The organism is Streptomyces sp. Inha503 (assembly GCF_047215865.1).
Lineage (GTDB): Bacteria > Actinomycetota > Actinomycetes > Streptomycetales > Streptomycetaceae > Streptomyces > Streptomyces lycopersici.
This window is the reverse complement of the sequence record NZ_CP178360.1, coordinates 1,417,645-1,438,406: the sequence shown is the minus strand read 5'-3', so window position 1 is coordinate 1,438,406 and position 20,762 is coordinate 1,417,645. Positions and strand designations below refer to the sequence as shown.

At 70.1% G+C, this 20,762-nt stretch carries 18 protein-coding genes; 2 read left to right on the top strand and 16 right to left on the bottom strand.

Going from position 1 to position 20,762, the window contains the following annotated elements; translation table 11 throughout:
• Positions 1-3: 3 nt before the first annotated feature.
• Together ACJX2R_RS05995 and ACJX2R_RS05990 are read right to left on the bottom strand one after the other, a co-directional pair.
• Positions 4-717, bottom strand: a complete 714-nt coding sequence (locus ACJX2R_RS05995; RefSeq protein WP_262701098.1) for a class II aldolase/adducin family protein — start codon at positions 715-717, stop codon at positions 4-6.
• Between the two features lie 9 nt (positions 718-726).
• On the bottom strand, positions 727-2,073 hold the full coding sequence (locus ACJX2R_RS05990) for an SUMF1/EgtB/PvdO family nonheme iron enzyme (protein ID WP_413099124.1): 1,347 nt from the start codon (positions 2,071-2,073) through the stop codon (positions 727-729).
• A 677-nt stretch (positions 2,074-2,750) separates the two neighbouring features.
• Here ACJX2R_RS05990 and ACJX2R_RS05985 point away from each other — a divergent pair.
• Positions 2,751-3,848 carry a LacI family DNA-binding transcriptional regulator gene (locus tag ACJX2R_RS05985; protein ID WP_413099123.1) on the top strand — a complete coding sequence of 366 codons (1,098 nt, stop codon included), beginning with the start codon at positions 2,751-2,753 and terminating at the stop codon, positions 3,846-3,848.
• Here the strand turns inward: ACJX2R_RS05985 and ACJX2R_RS05980 are convergent.
• The 11 genes from ACJX2R_RS05980 to ACJX2R_RS05930 all read right to left on the bottom strand — a co-directional run bounded on the left by ACJX2R_RS05980 (position 3,842) and on the right by ACJX2R_RS05930 (position 17,112).
• Entirely contained in the window at positions 3,842-4,729 is an 888-nt protein-coding gene (locus ACJX2R_RS05980; RefSeq protein ID WP_262701182.1) for a carbohydrate ABC transporter permease, read from the bottom strand. The two genes, ACJX2R_RS05985 and ACJX2R_RS05980, sit on opposite strands and share 7 nt — an antisense overlap.
• Before the next feature lie 58 nt (positions 4,730-4,787).
• Positions 4,788-5,735, bottom strand: a complete 948-nt coding sequence (locus tag ACJX2R_RS05975; RefSeq protein WP_413099122.1) for a carbohydrate ABC transporter permease — start codon at positions 5,733-5,735, stop codon at positions 4,788-4,790.
• 34 nt (positions 5,736-5,769) lie between these two features.
• Entirely contained in the window at positions 5,770-7,077 is a 1,308-nt protein-coding gene (locus ACJX2R_RS05970) for an extracellular solute-binding protein (protein WP_413099121.1), read from the bottom strand.
• Complete coding sequence (locus ACJX2R_RS05965; protein WP_413099120.1) at positions 7,074-8,969, bottom strand: glycoside hydrolase family 2 protein; 1,896 nt, start codon at positions 8,967-8,969, stop codon at positions 7,074-7,076. Before ACJX2R_RS05965 ends, ACJX2R_RS05970 begins: the two co-directional genes overlap by 4 nt.
• A 122-nt stretch (positions 8,970-9,091) precedes the next feature.
• Positions 9,092-9,325 (bottom strand): hypothetical protein, encoded by a 234-nt coding sequence (locus ACJX2R_RS05960; protein ID WP_164426901.1) that lies wholly within the window; start codon positions 9,323-9,325, stop codon positions 9,092-9,094.
• An 87-nt stretch (positions 9,326-9,412) separates the two neighbouring features.
• Entirely contained in the window at positions 9,413-11,797 is a 2,385-nt protein-coding gene (locus ACJX2R_RS05955; protein WP_413099119.1) for a family 43 glycosylhydrolase, read from the bottom strand.
• Positions 11,798-13,264 carry a sulfatase-like hydrolase/transferase gene (locus ACJX2R_RS05950; protein ID WP_413099118.1) on the bottom strand — a complete coding sequence of 489 codons (1,467 nt, stop codon included), beginning with the start codon at positions 13,262-13,264 and terminating at the stop codon, positions 11,798-11,800.
• A complete protein-coding gene (locus ACJX2R_RS05945; protein WP_413099117.1) occupies positions 13,264-14,238 on the bottom strand; it encodes an aliphatic sulfonate ABC transporter substrate-binding protein in 975 nt (324 codons plus the stop codon). The genes ACJX2R_RS05950 and ACJX2R_RS05945 overlap by 1 nt, the downstream gene beginning before the upstream one ends.
• Positions 14,239-14,282: 44 nt before the next feature.
• The gene (locus ACJX2R_RS05940; RefSeq protein WP_413099116.1) at positions 14,283-15,062 is read right to left on the bottom strand and encodes an ABC transporter ATP-binding protein; all 780 of its coding nucleotides are present in this window, start codon (positions 15,060-15,062) and stop codon (positions 14,283-14,285) included.
• On the bottom strand, positions 15,059-15,868 hold the full coding sequence (locus ACJX2R_RS05935; protein WP_262701088.1) for an ABC transporter permease: 810 nt from the start codon (positions 15,866-15,868) through the stop codon (positions 15,059-15,061). The genes ACJX2R_RS05940 and ACJX2R_RS05935 overlap by 4 nt, the downstream gene beginning before the upstream one ends.
• A gap of 53 nt (positions 15,869-15,921) precedes the next feature.
• On the bottom strand, positions 15,922-17,112 hold the full coding sequence (locus ACJX2R_RS05930) for an ROK family transcriptional regulator (protein WP_413099115.1): 1,191 nt from the start codon (positions 17,110-17,112) through the stop codon (positions 15,922-15,924).
• 213 nt (positions 17,113-17,325) lie between these two features.
• On the opposite strand from ACJX2R_RS05930, the gene ACJX2R_RS05925 reads away from it, so the two are divergent.
• Entirely contained in the window at positions 17,326-18,093 is a 768-nt protein-coding gene (locus ACJX2R_RS05925; RefSeq protein ID WP_413099114.1) for an NPP1 family protein, read from the top strand.
• A 70-nt stretch (positions 18,094-18,163) separates the two neighbouring features.
• On the opposite strand, the gene ACJX2R_RS05920 is transcribed toward ACJX2R_RS05925, so the two are convergent.
• From ACJX2R_RS05920 to ACJX2R_RS05910, 3 genes are all read right to left on the bottom strand, one after another.
• Positions 18,164-18,643 (bottom strand): hypothetical protein, encoded by a 480-nt coding sequence (locus tag ACJX2R_RS05920; RefSeq protein WP_413099113.1) that lies wholly within the window; start codon positions 18,641-18,643, stop codon positions 18,164-18,166.
• A gap of 102 nt (positions 18,644-18,745) precedes the next feature.
• Positions 18,746-19,807, bottom strand: a complete 1,062-nt coding sequence (locus tag ACJX2R_RS05915; RefSeq protein WP_413099112.1) for an alpha/beta fold hydrolase — start codon at positions 19,805-19,807, stop codon at positions 18,746-18,748.
• A 111-nt stretch (positions 19,808-19,918) separates the two neighbouring features.
• Positions 19,919-20,455: a DoxX family protein gene (locus ACJX2R_RS05910; RefSeq protein WP_413099111.1), complete on the bottom strand. Its 537-nt coding sequence runs from the start codon at positions 20,453-20,455 to the stop codon at positions 19,919-19,921.
• Positions 20,456-20,762 lie beyond the last annotated feature (307 nt).

Genomic DNA, 20,762 nt, shown 5'->3' with positions numbered 1-20,762 from the left:
GTGTCACTTCCCGCGCCGGCAGGTCGTCTCGTACAGGTTCCGGTACTGCCGGTCGGCGAATTCGAGCCTGGCCAGCGCGCGCCCGGTCTCCAGGGCCGTCTCGTGCGGGATCAGCCGCGGCGTGCCGACGGCCTCGGCCATCAGCTGGGACGCGGCGGCCCGCTCCATCACGATGAACAGCCAGATCGCTTCGCCCAGGGAGCGGCCCCCGGCCAGGAAGCCATGATTCTGCATGATCACGGCAGTGCCGTCGCCCATGGCCTCGATGACCTCCTTGCCCTCCTGGCGCGCGTTGACCAGACCGGTGAACCGGTCGTACAGGCCGTGCCGCCGGTAGAGGACGCAGGCGTCCTGAGTGATCGGATCGAGCAGTCGGCCCAGGGACGACCAGGTCTTGCCGTACATCGAGTGGGTATGGGCGAAGGCCACCAGGTCCGGCCGGTTGCGGTGCAGTTCACCATGGAGCGGGTCCACCGAGGGATTGAGCTCGCCCGAGCCCTCCAGGACGGTGCCCTGCGCCCCGACGAGGAGCAGATCGTCGACCCTCACATGGTGGAAGTCCAGACCGAAGGGATTGACCCAGTAGGCATCCGGGTCCTCCGGGTCGCGCACGCTCACATGGCCCGCGATGCCCTCGCTGTAGCCCAGCTCCGCGAGCAGGTGGATCCCCTCCACCAGAGACTGCCGCAGCACATCGCGCTCGCCTCGGTCCGGCATGGTGCGTCCTCACTTTCCAGAAGCGTCGTATACGCAGCGAAATCCCACTTCGTTGTGCCGGTCGGTGAGCAGATCCTTACCTCGGTAGAAGGTCGACAGGCAGACCGGAGGCGAGGTCCACGTCCCACCGCGCAGCACATGGAAAGCCTCGGGACGGTTCATGAATTCCTGCCCCGAGCGTCCCTTGAAGAAGGGGGCCATATCGGCCCGGGTGAAGAAATTGGTGCGGGTGAGCTCCCAGACGTTCCCCGCCATGTTGAGGACTCCGTAGGGGCTCGCGCCGGCCGGATGGGAGTCGGCCGCGGCCACCGGGCGCTCGGGCCAGGAGACGGTGGTGGTGACGAGCAGCTCCTCCAGTTCCGCGAGATTCCGGATGTCATCGCGTCCGTATGCCGTGAAGACGCTTTGTGCCTTGTCATTGCTCCATTCGTCGCCCCATGGATAGATCCGGCCGTCGGTTCCGCGGGCGGCCTTCTCCCATTCGTTCTCCGAGGGCAGCCTGCCCCCGGCCCAGCGGGTGAACGCGTAGGCGTCGTACCAGTCGACCCCGACCACCGGGGAGTCCGGCCCGTTGAACCGGGGATCGTGCCAGTGCGCCGGGGTGTAGTCCTTGCCGTCCGGCTCATCGGGGTGGGCGAACTCCCTGGAGCCATCCACCGCGTCGAGGAATTCCGCGTACCGGGCGTTGGTCACCGTGGTCCGGTCGATGTAATAGGCGGGAAGTTCCTCGACGCGCAGCGGATTGTCGGTGTTGTCCATCTGGAAGGGGCCGATGTCGTTCACCCGGGCCCCGGCGATGAAGGGCCCGGCCGGAATCAGCACGGCATCGCGCAGGTCCGGTTCGCGTCTGGCGGAGTCCACCGTGGCCCGCAGCCGGGCGAAGTGGCGGTCCTCCAGCTCACGGAGCTCGTCCGGATCGGTGGAGTCGAAGAAGTCGAGCAGGGCGCGCTTGGTGAAGGCGGCACCGCAGCCCACGGGCTTGCGGGCGTAGGCGGGCTTGGTGAAGTTGCTGGGCCAGCCGGAGATGCGGATCATATGGGCCACCGCCTCCGGGATCCGGTGCTCTCCGGCGACCTTGATGGCGGTGAAGGCCACCCAGTCGACGTCGTCGTGGATCGCCTCGGTGATTGCCGCCCGTGCCTCGGGCGCGTCGACGAACCGGGCGCCGAGGGTCTCCACGGCGAGGCGCCTGACGTTCCAGTCCCGGTGCCCGACCGCCCACTCGGCCAGTTCCTTCAGCGAGAGGTCGCCGTCGGCGGCATCGGTCAGCGCCTTTTCTATCCGCTGGATCCGATCGCGATACTCCTGGCCCTGAAGTAAGTTTATTGATTCCTCGTTCAAGAGGCCGTGCAGCATTGTCCCACCCACCCTCGTACACACTGCCCTGACGGGGTGCCGGGCGAATACGGAGATCCGCCCGGCGCCCCTTACCTATCGGTCGCGACGATTACCACTTGGTCGCGGCCTCGCCCGCCTCGCGGGAAGCCAGGAAGTCCTCGGCTGTCATCCTCAGTCACCTCCATTCGCTCGCCGGTCGGAGTTTTCCAAGCCACGCGCACAGCGTGGCCACTCATGGGCGCCCGAGGGCGCGGTGACGAGAAGGTCTCCCCGTTTCAAGGATTCCTGAGAGAGATGCGCACCGGCCGCGACAGCACCGGGCCGGGGGTCTTGTCAGTGACAGGCGCCGTGGTCAGCGGCGCACCATGGTCATCTGCATCTTCGAAAGAGTCCGAGGTGATCGGACACCCAGGAAATCAGCGGCACTACACTTCCTCCGTTGCGTGACGTCCAGCATCCGCTCGGGGAGTTGCCTGTACACCTCACGGCACTATAGGCATCCGTCACCTCTGCCACAACGGATGCGAGCCAAAAAGATTTTCGACTTTATGTAATCTTGGTGTTCAAGCTGAATTGAGTATTCCATTCCGGTTGTGTTTCGATCTTCGCGTCGGCCCGCGGTCGCCGAGGTCGGGACGGGGCCCGCGGCGTGCCCGGCGGTGCGGCCCGCGACCGGCACGCTCTAGGATCGGTCGGTGACCGCCGTGAAACAGCAGACCACCAGGGACCAGGCGACACCGGGGCGGAAGCGCTCGGACGGTGCCGGCCGGAGCGCCACCGTCAAGGACGTGGCGACGCTCGCCGGGGTCTCCCCGAAGACCGTGTCGAATGTGATCAACGGCTTTGTGCATGTGTCCCCGGCGACCCGGGAGCGGGTCCAGCGGGCCATCCGGGAGCTCGGCTACCGGCCCAACCGGGTGGCGCGCAACCTCCGCCGCGGCAGCACCGGCATGCTCGGTCTTGTCCTGCCCGAGCTGGACGTCCCGTACTTCGCCGAGCTGGGACGCCACTTCCTCACCACGGCCGAGGAACACGGCCGCACCCTGCTGATCGAGCAGACCCTCGGCGACCGCGAGCGGGAGTCGGCGGTGATCCACGGCCTCGGTGACCAGGTCGTGGACGGCATGGTGGTGAGCCCGCTCGCCCTGCACGGCAGCGCCCTGGCGAACCACCTCGGCACCGTGCCCCTCGTGCTCATCGGCGAACGGCCCAGCGGCGGCCTCGCCGACCATGTGGTGATCGACAACGTGACCGCCGCCAAGGAGGCCGTGGCCCATCTGGTGGCCGGCGGGCGCCGCAGGATCGCCGCCATCGGCATCCAGCCCGAGCCGTACATCGGCACACCGCTGCTACGCAGGACCGGCTACCGCGAGGCCCTGGAGGAGGCCGGGCTGCCGCTGGACCCCCTCCTGGAGCGGGAGACGCCCCGCTACCACCTGGCCGAGGGCGCCCGGGCGATGGCGGCGCTGCTGGACCGGCCCGCCCTGCCGGACGCCGTGTTCTGCTTCAACGACGCGCTCGCCCTCGGCGCGCTGCGAACCCTGTACGAGCGCGGACTGCGGGTGCCGGACGACATGGCCGTGATGGGCTTCGACGACATCGAGGCCGCGCGCTACAGCACACCGAGCCTGAGCAGCGTGGCGCCGGACAAGGGCGCCATCGCCCGGCGCGCCGTCGATCTGCTGCTGGAGCGGATCGAGACACCGGACCGCCCGGCCCAGGAGGTCGTCGTCGGCCACACCCTCCACACCCGCGAGTCCACCGAGGGCGGTATCGCCACTACGGCTCACTGACCTCCCAGACCCGTGGTGGCCACCGACTTCACGATCTGCCGCTGGAACAGCATGAAGACGACGAGCAGCGGGATGGAGCCGAGGATCGAGGCGGCCGACTCCTGGGCGTTGCGGAGCCCGGTGGAGTCCTTCACGGTCGACAGCCCCACCGGCAGCGTCATCAGCTGCGGATCGCTGGTGCTGATGAACGGCCAGAGGAAGTTGTTCCAGGTGTTGATGAAGACGAAGATGGCCACGGCCGCGAGGATCGGCCGGGACAGCGGCAGCACCACGCTCCAGAACACCCGGAAGCTGCCCGCCCCGTCGATCCGGGCCGCCTCCTCCAGCTCCCGCGGAATGCCGTCGAAGAACTTCTTCAGGATGAACACCATCGCGGGCGCCACCACCTGCGGCAGGATCACCGCCGCATAGGTGTCGACGAGGTTCATCGCGAGCATCTGCCGGAACAGCGGCACGATCAGGATCTGCGGCGGCACCATGATCGAGGCGACGGTGACGGCGAAGAGCACCCGGCGGCCGCGGAAGAGCGTCCGCGAGAAGGCGTACGCCGCCATCGCCGAGATGGCCACGGTGATGGCCGTGACGCACACCGCGATCACGACGCTGTTCACCGCCCACACCGGCAGATTGCCCTGGCCGAAGATGGTCCGGTAGGCGTCGAGGGTGAAGCCCGCCTTGGGGATCCAGTCGGCGCCCGACGCGCTCGCGTCGACCTCCGTCTTGAACGAGGTGTCCACCCCCCAGCCGAACGGCACCAGCCAGACCACCGTCATCAGCGCCAGCGCCAGCAGCGTCAGCACACGGGGGAGGGGGCCCGTTCCGAGCGAGGGATGCCAGACGTGGCCGCCGTAGCGGCGCCGCCGGACCACCTCCCGGGGCATGGTCGACCGGGGCTTTCCGGGGGTACGGGGGGAGAGTGTGTCGGTGGTCATGGCGCGATCAGTCCTCCCTGCGCGAGAAGATCTTCAGCTGGGCGATCGAGAGGATGATGATGAGCCCGAAGAACACATACGACACCGCCGAGGCGTAGCCGAGCCGGTAGTTGGTGAAGCCGGTGTCGTAGATGTACTCCAGGATCGGCCGGGTGGACCCGTTCGGGCCGCCCTTGGTCAGCAGATAGATCTGGTCGAACACCTTCAGCGACGCCATCACCTGCAACACCGCGATCAGCCCGGTGGTCCGGCGCAGCTGCGGCAGGGTGACCGACCACAGCCGGCGCCACGCCCCGGCGCCGTCCAGCGCGGCCGCCTCGTAGAGGTGGTCGGGTATCGCCTGGAGCGCGGCCAGGTAGAGCAGGAAGTTGAACCCCACGGTCCACCACAGGGTCACCAGCGCGATGGACCACATCGCGTACTTCTCGTCCGTCAGCCAGCCGATGCCGTCGATCCCGAAGATCTTCAGCAGGCCGTTGAGCATTCCCCGGTCCGGCTGGAAGAGCATGCTCCAGATCTGGTAGACCACCGCGACCGGCAGCAGATGCGAGGCGAAGAAGGCCAGCCGCCACAGCCACTGCCCCGGCATCCCCGTGTACACCAGCAGGGCCATCGCCAGGGCGACGAGCACGAGGGGGACGGTGGTCAGAACGGTGAACCAGACCGTGTTGCCGAGGGTCTGCCACACCTGGCTGTCGCCGAACGCCTCGGTGTAGTTGTCCAGGCCGACGAGGGTGCTGTCACCGTGCCCGGTCAGACTGGCGTTGGTGAAGCTCATCCACAGCCCGATGCCGATCGGCACGATGAGGAAGAGCGTGAAGAACACCAGGAAGGGGGTGGCGAAGAGCCACCCGGCGCCGCCCGACCGAAGCCGGTCCGTGGCGGCGGTCCGCCGGGATCCGGCGCGCCGGGTTCCGGCCGCGGCCCGCCGGGCGGGCGTGGAGACGGAAGCCATGACATCGCTCCTTTCCATTGCGACTCCGTCGCGATCAGGCCGGATTCGGCTGGGCCAGCAGGGTGTTGATCTGGGAGACCATCGTGCGCACCGCGCTCTGCGCGGACGACGAGCCGCCCAGCGCGGGATCGAGCGCCTGGCACATCCGGGTCTGGAAGTCCGAGCCGGAGCCCGCGAACCACACCGGCGGGTCGAGCACCAGCTGCTTCGCTGCGCCCGCGTACTCCGACTGCGGGCGCAGCTTCGCGTACCGCGCGGACGAGACGGCCGGTGTGTACGCGGGGATGTGGCCCGCAGTCGCCCAAGTCAGCCCGGACCGGACCAGCTCGGCCACGAACCGGTGGGCGCGCCGCCTGCGCTCCGGATCCGGGTTGTCCTGGTGCGGCAGCACCAGGGCGTGGCTGTCCGAGGCCCCGGCCGGACGGTCGTAGAAGGTGGGGATGGGGGAGCCGCCCAGCCTGTCCTTCAGGGTCGACTTGTAGGTGGCCATGTCCCACTCGCCCGAGAAGATCATCGGGGAGCGGCCGTTGGCGAAGGCGGCGATGGCCGTCTGGACGTCCATGGTGCGGCTGTCGCGCGTCAGGTCGGCCATGAAGCGCACCACCTGGACGGCGGTGTCCTCGTCGATCTCGGCCCGCTTCCCCGTGAGGTCGAAGGTGGCGCCGGTCTGGCTGAACAGCGTCCAGAACATCCGCCAGCCCATGGCCGCGTCGTTGGCGTGGCCGAAGACGGGCCCCAGTTTGCCGCTGTCCTTGCGGAGCTTGTCCATCAGCTCCAGGGCGTGTTCCGGCGATTCGAAGGGCACCAGCCGCCCGTCACCGGTGAGCAGCCCCGCCTTGTCCATGACGTCCCGGTCGAAGAAGACGACGAACGGGTGGGTGTCCAGCGGAACGGCGTACGGGTCACCCTGGTACAGACTCCGCTTGACGAGCGTCTTGTTGAGGTCGTCCTGTTTCAGGCCGAACTCGGCCAGCAGATCCATGTCCCACGGGTCGAGCAGACCACCGGGGGCGTAGCCCGCCAGCCGGGTCAGGTGCATGATCGCCACATCCGGCGAACGGCCGCCGGCCGAGGCCATCGCCAGCTTGGTGTAGTACGGCGGGCCCCAGTCCAGCACCGTCGTCCTGACCTTGAGACCCGGGACGCGCTTCTCCACGTTCCGCGTCATGGTCTTCATCAGTTCGCCGTCGGGGCCGGTGAACAGGGTCCAGTACTCGATCTCGTCGGCGCTCCGCACGCTCCCGGCGATCGAACCGCAGCCGCTGAGCGCGGACGCCGACACGGCGGCCCCCGCCCCGTACACCGCGCCTCTCAGCAGACCACGCCGTGACAGGCCGCTCATCGCCCCTCCTCCCCGGCCGGACGCTCGAAGGCGGCGGGGCGCTGCTGCGCCGCGCGCAGCCGCTCCACGTCCAGCTTGTGGCTCCGGTCGAAGCGGTAGACGCCGTTCTGCTCCTGGAACACATCGGTGAGCTGGGTGTAGCAGTAGCCGAACATCAGGGGGTCGTCGAGCAGCGCGCCGGTCAGCCCCGCGAAGCGGGTCTGGAACTCCTCCTCGGTCCGCGGCCGCTGCCCGTACCCCCAGGACACCTCGCGGTCGTCCCCGGCCGCCGCGTCCGCCTCATCCGGATTCCACCAGATGCCGCCGAACTCGCTACAGAAGTAGGGCTGGCCGCGGTACGGCAGCGACCACACCGCGTCGGTGTCCCTCCGTCCGGGGTTCCCCCGGCTGTCGGGGTTGAGATACGGGTCGTCCTTGTCCAGCCCCGCCATCTGGCGGCGGAACGCCTCCGGGTCCTGCTCATAGCTGTGCGAGTCGTACACATCGGTCTCGGCCACGCGGTGGGAGTAGCCGGAGGCGTCCAGGACCGGACGGGAGGTGTCGGCGGCCTTCGTGGCCAGGAACATGCCCCGGGTGACATCGTCCAGGACGGTCTGCCGGTCGTGGAGTTCCTGGTGGGTCTCGTTGAGCGGGCACCAGCCCACGATCGACGGGTGGGAGTAGTCCCGCTCCACGGCCTCCAGCCACTGGGCGATGAATCCGGCGGTGGGCTGCTGGTTGTCCCCCGTGGTGCGCCCGGTGCTGGCTCCCCAGTCGCCGAACTCGCCCCAGACGAGATAGCCGAGCCGGTCCGCGTGGTGCAGGAAACGCTCCTCGAACACCTTCTGATGCAGTCGCGCCCCGTTGAACCCCGCGGCCAGCGACAGCTCGATGTCCCGCACGAGGGCGGCGTCGTCGGGCGCGGTCATCAGCCCGTCCGGGTACCAGCCCTGGTCCAGGACGAGCCGCTGGAAGACCGGGCGGCCGTTGAGCAGCAGCCGCTTGCCGTCGATGGCCACCGACCGCAGCCCGGCGGTGCACTCGGCGCGGTCCACGGTCTCGCCGCCGCCGTCCAGCAGCTCGATCCGCACCCGGTACAGATGGGGGTCCTCCGGAGACCACGGGCGGCGCCGGTCCTCGGGCAGCGCGAGCACCATACGGGGCGCCAGATCCAGGTCGGCCCGTACGCTCGCCTCGGCCACCGTCCGGCCGTCCGCGTCGCTCACCCGGGCCGTGATCCGGTGGCCGGGGCGGTTGGCGCTGAGCGGCAGTTCGAGGTGGAAGGCGCCGGACGCGAGGTCGGGGGTGATCCGCGGCCTGCGCAGATGGACCTCGGGCACCGGCTCCGCCCACACCGTCTGCCAGATGCCGGTGGTGCGGGTGTAGTGGCAGTCGCTGTTGGCGTAGTCGGTGGCCTGCTTGCCGCGCGCCTGGGGGCCGTGGCGGGCGTCCCGGGCCCGTACCACGATCACCACTTCGGCGTCGCCGCCGGTCGCGCCCGCCACCACGCCGAGGTCGGTGGTGAAGGAGGTGAAGCCGCCGCTGTGCCGGGCCACTTCGCGGCCGTCGGCCCACACGGTGGCGTCGTGGTCGACGGCCCCGAAGTGCAGCAGCACCCGCCGGCCGGCCCAGTCCGCCGGTATCCGGAGCGTGCGCCGGTACCAGACCGCGGGGTGGAAGTCGGTGTCCCCGATCCCCGACAGCTCGGACTCGGGGCAGAACGGGACCAGGATCCGCCCGTCCAGCTCCTGGTGGACCAGGCCGCGCTCGAGCCCGCTGTCGCCGGGGTCGAAGGCGAACTGCCAGGTGCCGTTGAGATTGAGCCAGTCCGCACGGACGAAACTGGGCCGGGGATATTCGGGTCGTGGAACGTCGTTCGACACTTCGGGCGAGGTGATGTCCGGGTGAGCCATGGGATCTCCGGGAGGGCGGGGGATTTGACCGGGCAGGGGTATGCCATCACCCGTTTACATCGATGTAAAGATCCCGCGCAGCAACTTTTGCCACGACCTCGGACGGCCGCCGGTGGGCCTGGCTAGATCTCGCCCTTCTTCACCTTGTACAGCTCGACGTCCTTGTTGGCGAAAAGGTGCACATAGCCGCAGTTCCAGCAGATCAACCCGGTGGCCGATTCGTTGGCCCAGCCGAACTTGAACAGCTCCATACCGGTGCTGTTGAGCTTCACCTCGCGATCCCGGAAGAGATCGCCCTTGCAGAACACACATGTGATCCACACGTCCCCGATAGCCGCACGTACAGGCTTGGCCACGCTCTCTCACCTTTTCCGGCCACCGAAGTGGCCCCCGTCTCGCGTCAACAACGCTGATCAGCATAGGACGGGGGCCCACTCGGCACATCAGCCGCGATAGGTGTGCAGATAGTCGAACCGCGCGACCGCGCCCGCGGTGTTCTGCGCGAGCAGGCCGATCCTGAGCTTGCTCGACGTCGGCAGGGTCCACACGCCGGTGTGGACCCACGTCACGCCGTCCGTGCTGGTGGCGGCGCTCACCTCGGTCTCGTCCCGTGCGGTGTCGGCGTGGTACGACAGCCGCATCCACAGCGTGTCCGCGGTCGGGCCGCCGAACATCGGCCCATAGGCCACCGGGGTCGGCGGTGTGGTGGTGGGACGCTCGCCCTCCTTCGCGAACTCGGTGACATGTGTGGTCTTCCCGTCCGCGTGGCTCACCGGCAGCACCGCGTGCACCAGCTTGAAGTAGCGGTCGTCGTTCCCGTACAGCACCAGCCCGGCCTGCTGATTGGTCCGCCCGGGGGCGAACCGGAGCTTGGTCTCCACGGTGTAGTCGCCCCGGGGAGCGTCCCGGGTCAGCACCGACGCCGTATTGGTGCCGAGATACAGCTCGGCACCCTGAGTGGGCCAGGACAGGGCGCCATCGGACATCGTGACCCCGGACGCCGGTCCGCGCACCCAGGACCACGGAGAATCCGCGGTGGTGCCGGGGACGGTGGCGGTGTCGAAGTCATCGCTGTAGGCGGGCAGCGCCGGACCCGGCACCCGCTCGGGGACGCGGCTGGTGACCGGTGTGTGGAGCGCCGCGGCCCCCACGTTGTCGGCCGCCGCACCGGCGCCCCGGGCGGCCACGCCGACCTTTCCGGAGCGGACCGCCGCCGCGGGCAGTGGCCGCTCCTGGGTGGCCACCGCGTCCCGCAGCCGGTCCGCGCTCACCTCCACGGTCAACCGCGTGCCGCGGATCTCCGCCGCCACGTTGTGCCAGGTGTCCCAGGCGAAGTCGTCCGGCAGCGGGGTCGTACGGGTGCCACGGCTGCGGCCGTCGACCCGTACGTCCGTCACCAGTGCGTTGCGCCGCCGGTCCAGCCACGCCACCACGAAGTCGTCCGGACCGGTGTAGCCGGCCAGCAGCCCGGCCGCACCGGTGGCCGAGGTGACCCGCAGATCGGCCTCGGCGCGCCGGGCCGCCGGGGCGGACCCGTCCGAGACCAGGTGGGCGGGGCCGGTGGGATTCCCGCGCGGTGTGACGAAGCCCCGCGCGTCCTGCTCGTGTCCGACGCTCCAGTTGTCCGTACCGGAGCCGCCACCGCCGTGCCACCCCTTCAGCGAACCGTCGTTGAACGTGCCGCCCGCGGCCCAGGAGGCCACCGGGGCCCGCTGTGCGCCCTGGGAGGGGCCGGCCCCCGCCCGCACCACCGGCCAGCCGTCGATCCAGTCCAGCCGGTCCATCAGCATCGGCCGCTTGGACAGCTTCAGCGTGCCGCCCGCGGCCGGTTTCAGGTCCGGGTCGTCCGAGGAGATGGCGTGGTAGACGAGCCAGTCCTGGCCGGACAGATCGGTCTGGAGGGCGTTGTGCCCGGGGCCGATCCAGCCGTTGCCGTTGGCGGTCAGCACCACACCGCCCTTGCTGGTGGCGGCCGTCAGCGGAACGCCCTGGTCGTCCACGAAGGGTCCGGTCGGGCTGGTCGCCCGGCCGACCTTGACCTGATAGCCGCTGTAGGCGCCGTCGCAGCAGCCCGCGTCGGAGTAGAACAGGTAATAGTGGCCACCGCGCCGGACGACGAACCCGCCCTCCATCCGGCGGCCCTGCGCCACTTCGGTCACCGCGCCCTCGATACGGGTCCGGGCGGCGTTCATCTTCGCCACGCAGATCGTGTCGTAGCTGCCCCAGTACAGATACGGCTGACCGCCCTCGTCCGTGAACTGGGCCTGGTCGATGTTGCCGGTGGCGCAGCCGCTCGGCGAGGGCAGTACGGCTCCCCGGTCGGTCCAGGGGCCGGTGGGCGTGGGCGCGGTCGCCACTCCGACGGTGTTCTCGGAGGACACCGAGTAGTAGAGGTTGTAGTGGCCGTTCACATAGCGGATGTCGGGGGCCCACAGCCGGGCGCCCTGGTGCCAGGCGGGTTTGGTCTCCGGGGTGAAGACCTCCCCGGCGTACTCCCAGTGCGCCAGGTCGGCCGAGCGGAGGATGGGCAGCATCCGCTCACCGTCCTCGCCCTTGCTCTGGAACACCGGGTTCTGGGTGCCGTACGCGTACCACAGGCCGTCCTTGCCCCGGATCATCACCGGGTCGGGGAAGGTGTCGACCACTCCGGCCGTGAGGGGGTTGTGGTAGGTGGTCGCCTGGTGGGCCGTCGTGGTGTGCTCCGTCGCCGGGCGCTGGGCGGCCGTCGCCCGTGCCGCGGGCAACAGCCCGGCCAGCAGCGTGCACAGCAGCGCGGCGACGAGAGTGCCAGGGCTGTGCCGAGGGCTCCGTCTGCGGCTTCGTCTCATCTACGCGGTCCCTTCCGGCTCGAAGGAGCTCAGACTCGGGTCGTAGTCCAGGTCGCCGATGTCGAACATCGGGGTCATCCAGTGGTAGAAGTTGTCGCCGCGCTCCCGCAGCAGGTCGTACAGGCGGCGCATCAGACGGCGGCGCACGGGCAGCAACTCGGGGTGCTCATAGCGGTTGGTCAGCTCATGGGGGTCGGTGTCCAGGTCGTAGAGCTCGTTGACCGACTCGGGGTTGACGATGAGCTTGTGGCGCTCGTCGCGGATCATCCGCTGCGGATACGGGAAGTGGTGGCCGTGGAACTCGGCGAGCAGTTCGGCGGGCCACCGTGGGTGCTCGCCCCGTACCAGCGGCACCAGGCTTCGGCTGTCCACGGCCGGTGAGGTGTCGCAGCCCGCGAGGTCCAGAATGGTGGCGGTGCAGTCGGTGAGGCTGACGAACTCCTGGCGCACCTGCGGGGCTTGTCCGGGGACGCGGATGATGCCGGGGATGCGGTAGATGTCCTCGTACATCGCCGGGCCCTTGTCGTGCAGCCGGTGGGCGCCGGTGAACTCGCCGTGGTCGGCGGTGAAGAACACCGAGGTGTCATCGGCCAGTCCGAGCTCGTCGAGCCGGGTGAGGATGCGTCCGATCTGCTCGTCGATCAGCGTGACATAGCCCCAGTAGACCGCGATCAGCTTGCGGGTCACCTCGATGGGGATGGTGTCGAAGGTCCAGTGGGCGCTGTAGTTGCGCTGTACCGGTGGCTTTCCCTCGAAGGTCTCGGCGATCGAGACGGGCAGGTCCACCAGGTCGGGGTCGTAGCGGTCGAAGTACGCGTCGGGCAGCAGATACGGCAGATGCGGCCCGAAGAAGTGGGTGGCCAGGAAGAACGGCCGCCCGTCCGCGGCGTAGCGCTCCAGCTGCTCGATGGCGCGGGTGGCCAGATAGTGCTCGAAGGTGGCCTCCACCGGCTGGTGCAGCCGCGCCGCCAGCAGATTGCCCGGATTGCCGTTGGGCGTGGTGCCGCGGATCGGATCGGATATCCGGTACGGGGGCAGGCCCCGCTCCGTCAGGTACGCCGCGTAGTCCGGGTGGTCCACGGGGTTGTGCCAGCCGGGCAGATCGGGCCCGTCGAAGCCGTACGAGGCGGCGTTGCGGTGGGTGCCGACATGCCACTTGCCGACCAGTCCGAGCTGGTAGCCGCGCTCGGCCAGGGCGCCGGGGAAGGTGAACGCGTCCTCGCGCAGATCCTCCAGATAGCCGACGTTGCGCTCGTAGTTGGCCAGCAGCCGGTGGCGGAACGGCGCCTGCCCGGTGAGCAGACTGGCGCGGGCCGGGGTGCAGATGGCGGTGGGGGTGTAGCAGCGGTCGAAGCGGGTTCCGGTCGCCGCCAGCCGGTCGAGGTTCGGCGTGGCCACATGCGGATTGCCGTAACAGCCGAGGGTGTCGACGCGGTGCTGATCGGTCATCAGGAACAGCAGGTTCATCAAGCGGCCGCCTTCGTGTAGAGGTCACCGGCGTAGAACGAGGACGGGTCGGGGGCCTTCGGCAACTGCCCGGTACGGACGAAGAATTGGCTCATGCCGTCCAGCCACTTCTCGACGGTGCCGTCCTTGGTTCTGGCCACCAGCTCGGCGGTCGTCATCGTCTTCACATGCTTCGCGTCCGCCGCGACCTTCGCCTCATCGGCCTTGAGCAGCTTCGCGGCCAGCGCGATGGACTCCTTGGGGTGGGCGGCCCGCCAGTCGTTGGCCTCCTGGAGGACCTTCACGACCTTCTGATCGCGCTCCGGCTTGGCCTTGGCGGCGGAGACGAACGCGGTGGGGAAGGAGGAGCCGGGGAGATCCTCGGTGCTCGCCACCTCCTTCATCCCCGGCACCTTCTCCTTGATGGTGTCGATGAGCGGGTACCAGATCCCGGCGCCGTCGATCTGCCCGGAGGAGAACGCGGAGACGACGGTGGGCGCGTCCATCACCACCTTCGAGATGTCCTTCATCGTCATCCCGGCCTTCTGGAGCGCCAGATTGAGCGCCATCTCACCGGAAGTGCCCTCGGGGACGCCGACCTTCTTCCCTCTCAGATCCCGGATCGAGTCGATACCGGGCCTGGCGATCACCCGGTCGGCGTAGGTGAGGGTGTCGATGGCCACGATGGTGGCCTTGCCGGAGGCGGGCAGCCACAGGGCGCCAGGACCGATGTAGCCGTAGTCCAGGTTGCCGGTGCGCAGGGCCTGGATCTGGACCGGTCCGTTGACGAACACCTTGGGCTCGGCGGTCAGGCCGTGCTTCTTCCACAGGCCCCGCTCATCGGCGATGGCCAGCAGGCTCGCGCCGTTGTAGTCGGCGATATAGCCGAACCTGACCGCGGAGCCGCCGCTGCCGGAGGACGAACACGCCGCCACTGAAAGTGCCGCTCCGGCAGCGGAGAGTGAAATCATGAAGTCGCGTCGGCTCATCCTCATCTCGGGTGAGTCCTTTCGGGAAGTACGTGCGGTTGGGGAGTGGGTCAGGCGGCGGAGCCGGCCGGTGCCTGGTGGTAGACGTGGGTCCAGACGTCATTGCGGATGCGTGCGAACTCCGCGGAGAGCCGGATCTCCTCGGTCCGCGGATAGGGGAGGTCCACCTCGATGACCCGGTGGATCCGGCCGGGCCTCGCGGCCATCACGACCACCCGACCGGCCAGATACACCGCCTCGTCGACGTCATGGGTGATGAACAGGACCGTGCGCCGCTCCTGAGTCCAGGTGTCCAGCAGCTGGTCCTGCAACTGCACCCGGGTCAGCGCGTCCAGCGCCCCGAACGGCTCGTCCATCAGCAGGACTTCGGGGTCCACGGCGTAGGCGCGGGCGATGGCGCAGCGCTGTTTCATCCCCCCGGAGAGCGTCTTGGGCAGGGCGTCGGCGAAGTCGGCGAGCCCGACCAGCTCGATGGCGTGATCGGCGCGCCGCCGGCGCTCCGCGGCGGGGACGTGTGCCAGCTTCAGCCCGAACTCGACGTTGCCGCGTACCGTCAGCCACGGGAACAGCGCGTACTGCTGGAAGATCACCCCACGGTCCGGCCCCGGCCCGGTGACCGGCGCGCCGTCCACCGTGACCGTGCCGGAGGTGGGCTCCACCAGTCCGGCCACCATGGACAGCAGGGTGGACTTGCCGCAGCCGGACGGGCCGACGACGGCGACGAACTCCCGGTCCCCGATGTCCAGGGAGACCTGGCCGAGGGCGGTGAAGGTGGTGCTCTTCATCGGGTACGTCTTGACCACGTCCCGGAAAGAGATCTTGGGGCTCATCGGCGCTCCTGCCACGCGGTGAGACGGCGTTCGGCCAGTAGCAACAGACGGTCCATGACCAGGCCGATGACACCGATACTGATCAGACCCACGAAGATCGTGGGGACGTCGTAGTAGGTCTGGGCGTGGACCATCTCGAAGCCGAGACCCTTCTGGGCGCCGATCATCTCGGCCGCCACCACGGTCGCCCAGGCGGCACCGAGTCCGATGCGCATGCCCACCAGGATGAACGGCGTGGACGCCGGGATGACCACCTTGAGGAAGACGGTCCGGTCCGAGGCGCCGAGCACCCGCGCCGCGTCGATCAGCGTACGGTCCACTCCGGTCACCCCCTGGAAGGCGGCCACCACACAGGACATGAACGCCGCCAGGAAGATGACGAAGATCTTCGGGGCCTCGCCGATGCCCATCAGCACGATCACCAGCGGGATCAGCGCAAGTGGCGGGATCGTACGGAAGAACTGGACGTACGGTTCCAACAGGCCCCGGGCCACCGGATACCAGCCCATCAGGAAGCCCACGGGCACGGCGGCCAGGGTGCCGAGCGCGAACCCCAGGAGCACCCGCTGGAGGCTGGCCAGCGCGTCCTCGGTGAGGGTTCCGTCGGAGAGCAGTTCCCGCGCCCGGGAGCTCACGGAGAGCGGCCCGGGGATGTCCGCGAGCCCCGCCGCGGCGGTCAGCGCCCAGAGGGCGATGGCCAGGACGAGGGCGATCAGATTGAACACGAGGGGGTGGACGGTGCGTCGTGCGCCGCGTGGCGCTTGTGGTGTCGTGGGGGTCTTCTCGGGCGCGGTGACCACCGTCATGGACGCCTCGCGGGGTACATGGGTCCTCCTCTTCGGCCCGGGACCGGGCCGGATCAGCCCGGACGGGCCGGGTATTGGCTGAGCAGGGGGGATTCACGCAGGACAAGGGCGATACCGCCCAGGGCGCCACCGGCCTCGCCGAGCGCCGCCGGCCTCAGGTCCACGCGGTCCCGTGAGATCGGCATGATGTGTGCGCGCAGCGCCCGTTCGACCGGCTCGAAGAGCGGTGGGCCGGCCGCGGCGAGTTCGCCACCGAGCACGATCACCCCGGGGCCGATCGCGTTGCACACCGCCGCCAGCACGGTGCCGATATGGGTGCCGGCCGTCTCCAGCGTGCGCAGCGCCACCGGATCGCCGGCCTCCAGCGCCCCGAGGAGCGCGGCCAGGCCGTCCGCGTGGCCGCCCGCGCGGCGGTAGGCGGCGAGCACGGCGCCCACCGAGGCCACCGTCTCCAGGCAGCCGGTGGCGCCGCACGAACATCGTCCGTCGCCCGACTCGACCGCGATATGCCCGAACTCACCGGACAGGCCGTACGCCCCGCGGTGCAGGGCGCCGGCCACCACCAGCCCGCCGCCCACACCGTGCGACAGCCGCAGGTACAGCACGTCCTGACCGCCCGCCGCGGCGCCCCAGGTGGCCTCGGCGAGCGCGGCGAGCCGGGTGTTGTTGTCCACCAGCACCGGGGCCTCGAAGCGCTTGCGCAGCAGGGCGGGCAGATCGGCGGAGGGGCAGGGTTGCGAGGGCCCCGCGTCGGGGTCCTCGACCGGGCCGACGACACCCACGCCGATGGCGTTCAGCGCGCCCAGCCGCAGGGCGCCTTCGGCGAGCGTGCCGACCAGCCGCTCGGCCAGGGCGATCCGATCCTCCCAGGGCAGCCCCGGGTCATGCGGTTCACTGGCCGAACCGATCACCTCATGGGCGACGTTGACCGCGGAGACATGCACCGCCCGGCGGGCGAAGTCGATACCGATGGCCTGGCCCGCGCTGGGGTTGAGCGTCAGCGCCTCCACCGGCCGCCCCCGTCTGCGCGGGGCCGTTCCGGGCGCCGTGGCGACCACGGCGCCGCTCTCGATCAGCTCGGTGACGATATCGCTGAGGGTGGTCCGGGAGAGCCCGCTGTGCTGCCCCAGTTCGGCCCGGCTGAGCGGGCCGTGTTTGCGCAACAGGTCCAGTACCAAGTCTTCGTGTCCCCGCCGTAGCCGGGCCAGCGGGCCGTCCTGATGGGGGTGCATGCCGACCAGCATGCGTACGCCGATCTATTTCGTCAACACCCCGGAATAAAACAAGGCCGAGGCCCCCGGGCCCCGCCCCACCGCACCTGCTATAGCTGTTGGCTGACTCTTCATCACGGCGACATCTCCCGCCGCCGCTCGAGGAATGCGATCATGCTGACCTGAGCATGCCAACCCCCCACCTTCCCGGCGTGCGGCCACGCCGCGGTCGTTCAGGAGGACGCAGTGAAGAAGAGTTCGCGGATCGGCAGAGTGTCCGCCATCCTCGGCAGCGCCATCGTGCTGGTCATGGCCTTCCCGGGCAGTGCGCTCGCGGACCCGCCCAAGTCCCTGCCCGCCAACGCGGACAGCACGGAGCGGACGTTCCAGCCGGCGTTCGACTACGACACCGACGGCTGCTACCCCACGCCCGCCATCGGCCCCGACGGGACGATCGCGGGCGGTCTCAACCCGAGCGGCGCCCTCAACGGCCAGTGCCGCGACTCCTGGGACCTGGACAACACCAACGGATACTCCCGCTCCAAGTGCAACAACGGCTGGTGCGCGATCATCTACGGCCTGTACTTCGAGAAGGACCAGGCCGTGGCCGGGAGCGGGCTCGGCGGCCACCGCCACGACTGGGAACACGTCGTGGTGTGGGTGCAGGGCGACGAGGCCAAGTACGTGGCCACCTCGGCCCACGGCGACTTCAACATCTACAACCGGGACCAGATCCGCTGGGACGGCACCCACCCCAAGGTCGTCTACCACAAGGACGGCCTGAGCACCCACTGCTTCCGCCCGGCGAACGCCAACGACGAACCGCCGGAGAACCACCAGCACACCTGGCAGTACCCCGCGCTGGTCGGCTGGAACGGCTACCCCGCCGGGCTGCGCGACAAGCTGAGCCAGGCCGACTTCGGCAGCGCCACCCTCGGCCTCAAGGACAGCACGCTCAACTCCCACCTGGCGAAGGCCAAACCGTCCGACATCCCCTTCGACCCCAACGCGTGAGCCATACCGCCCCGGGAGGCGACATGGCGTCAGCCCCCGCCTCCCGGGGCCGGGTGGCCCACCGGCTCGGTCAGCGCCGGGGAGGCCCGGCCGGGGGCGGCTCGACCTCGAGGTAGCGGTGGCGGCGTGGCCCCCGGTACTCCAGCGCCTCCCAGCCCAGCCGCCGCAGTACGGCCGCGCAGTTCCGCAGCGCGCCCTCCGCCGCGTACCCGGCGCCACTTCCCGGCGGGCCCAGCCACTCGACCCGCACCACCCCGGTCCGCTCCGCCGCGCCGAGGCAGTATCCGGTCGCCGTACGGCGGCCCTCCGCGTCGACGGCCGACGGCGGAACACCGGCCGCCTCCAGCGCCAGGGCCACGGCCCGCACCGGTTGACGCCGCTCCCACTCGGCGGGCACCCCCTCGGTGCCGGCGGTGTCGGCGGTGTCCGCGTTCATCAGCCGGCGGATCTGGAGCAGCCCCTCGAACGCGGTCCGCACCGCGGCCTCGCGGCCCCGGCCGTCGCCGCCGGGGAGCTCCGCGGCGCCGGTGGCCACCTCGAACTCCGCCATCCCCTGCCCCCTTCGGACCTGGCCTTCCACGGCCTTCCACGGCCTCCCGCGGCCCGGCCGCGTCGCTCGGCCCCGTCGCGTCGCTCGGCCCGATCGCGCCGCTCAGCGCCGTCGCAGACGGTCGGCCTCGACCACGGCATCGGCGAAGGCTTCGGGAGCCTCCTGGGGCACATTGTGGCCGATGCCCTTCAGCGTCCGGTGGGCGTACGGGCCCGAGAACTTGTCCCGGTACGCGGCACCGCCCCCGGCCGGGGTGAACGGATCGCGCCCGCCGTCCAGCGTGACCGTGGGGACGCCGATGACGGGGCCCTTGGCCAGGCGCCGCTCCAGACCGTCGTACCGGGGATCGCCCGCCGCGAGCCCCAGCCGCCAGCGGTAGTTGCTTATCACGATGCGCACATAGTCCGGGTTCCTGAAGGCGGCGGCGGTGCGCGCGAAGGTGGCGTCGTCGAAATGCCACGTCGGGGAGTTGAACCGCCAGACGAGCCGCGCCAGTTGGCGTCGGTAGTCGGGATTCTCCAGCCCGCGTACACCCCGCTCGGTGGCGAAGTAGTACTGGTACCACCAGGCCCATTCGACCTTCGGCGGCTGCGGCTGCTTGTTCGCCTTCCGGTTGGTGATCAGATAGCCGGTCACCGAGACCAGGGCCGCGCAGCGCTCCGGCCACAGCGCCGCGACGACGTCGGCCGTGCGCGAGCCCCAGTCGAACCCGGCGAGGATCGCCCGCTCGATCCCGAGGGCGTCCATCAAGGCGATGAGATCGAGGGCGAACACCGACTGCTGGCCGTCGCGGAGTGTCCGGGGCGACAGGAAGCGCGTCGTCCCGTAGCCGCGCAGATACGGGACGATCACCCGATAGCCCTTGGCGGCGAGCAAGGGCGCCACATCGGCATAGCTGTGGATGTCATAGGGCCAGCCGTGCAGCAGGACGACCGCGGGGCCATGGGCCGGACCGGCCTCGGCGTAGCCGACGTTCAGCACCCCGGCCCTGATCTGCCGCAGGGCGGCGAAGGACGGGTGCGGCCGCGCGGCCGACATCCCCCGCTCCGCCGAGTCGACAAGCGTCCCCGCGGCCTCCGCGGAGCCGGTGGCGGCCCGGGCGGCGAGCGGTGCCCCGACCGCACCCGCGCCCACCATCTTCCAGAAGCTGCGCCTGCTGAACATCCGCACCCACCCTCCACCAGTGCGAACCGTTCCCCGGCCCTGGCATCCACCATGGCGCACCAGGCCGCCCCTCGCACGCCGTGCGGGCGTCACCTGCCAGAGGGTGGGCCGCTACTCGTAGAGCTCCTCCTCCCCGGCGAGCTCACGCTCCGCGGTCACCGCCATCCTGCGCTTGATCACCGCGGCCGCCCCCAGCGCGCTCGTGGTGAACGCCGTCGCGATCAGCCACGGCCGGTCCAGCACATGGCAGGTGAGGTGGTCGAGGGAGTAGCGGCCGGGCCCCGAGATCCCGAGCGCCGCCGCCGAGCAGCCCAGCAGGGCCGGGAACTCATACCCCCCGGACTGGGCGAAGAACCCGGCCGGCGCGTTCACCGACACCGCCCCCGCCATCGTCCCCGCGGCCGCTGCCCCGGCCGCGGGAGTGGCGAACCCGAGCGCGAGCAGCAGCCCGCCGCCCGCCTCGCCCAGCCCGGCCACCACGGCGCTGACCCGCCCCGGACGGAAGCCCATCGCCTCCATGGCCTCGGCGGTACGGTGAAGGCCATCGCCGCCGCACCAGCCGAAGAGCTTCTGCGCGCCGTGCGCGACCAGCACCCCGCCCACGCCGAGGCGCAGGGCGAGCAGCCCGAGATCCTTGCGGTGGGACATGGGGTCTCCTCCGCTCCGGGGCATGGTCCCTCCTCCACTCCCGTACGGACACACCACGGGCGGCCGCCCGGCGTCTCATCCAGTCTCGGTACGCCTCCCGGGCCCCGCCGTCGCTGCTACGCCATCGGAGTGCATGGAGCGAGTCCACGCCGTAGGAGAGGACGTGCGGGTATCCGGCGCGGGCCGCGAGACGGGTCACGAGGTCCGGGTCACGAGGTCCGGGGTCCGAGGCCCGGGGTGCGTCGGCGGAGCCCGTCGGCACGCGTGGCACGCTGGGCCTTTGCATGTTCGTGCACCACCGAGGAGA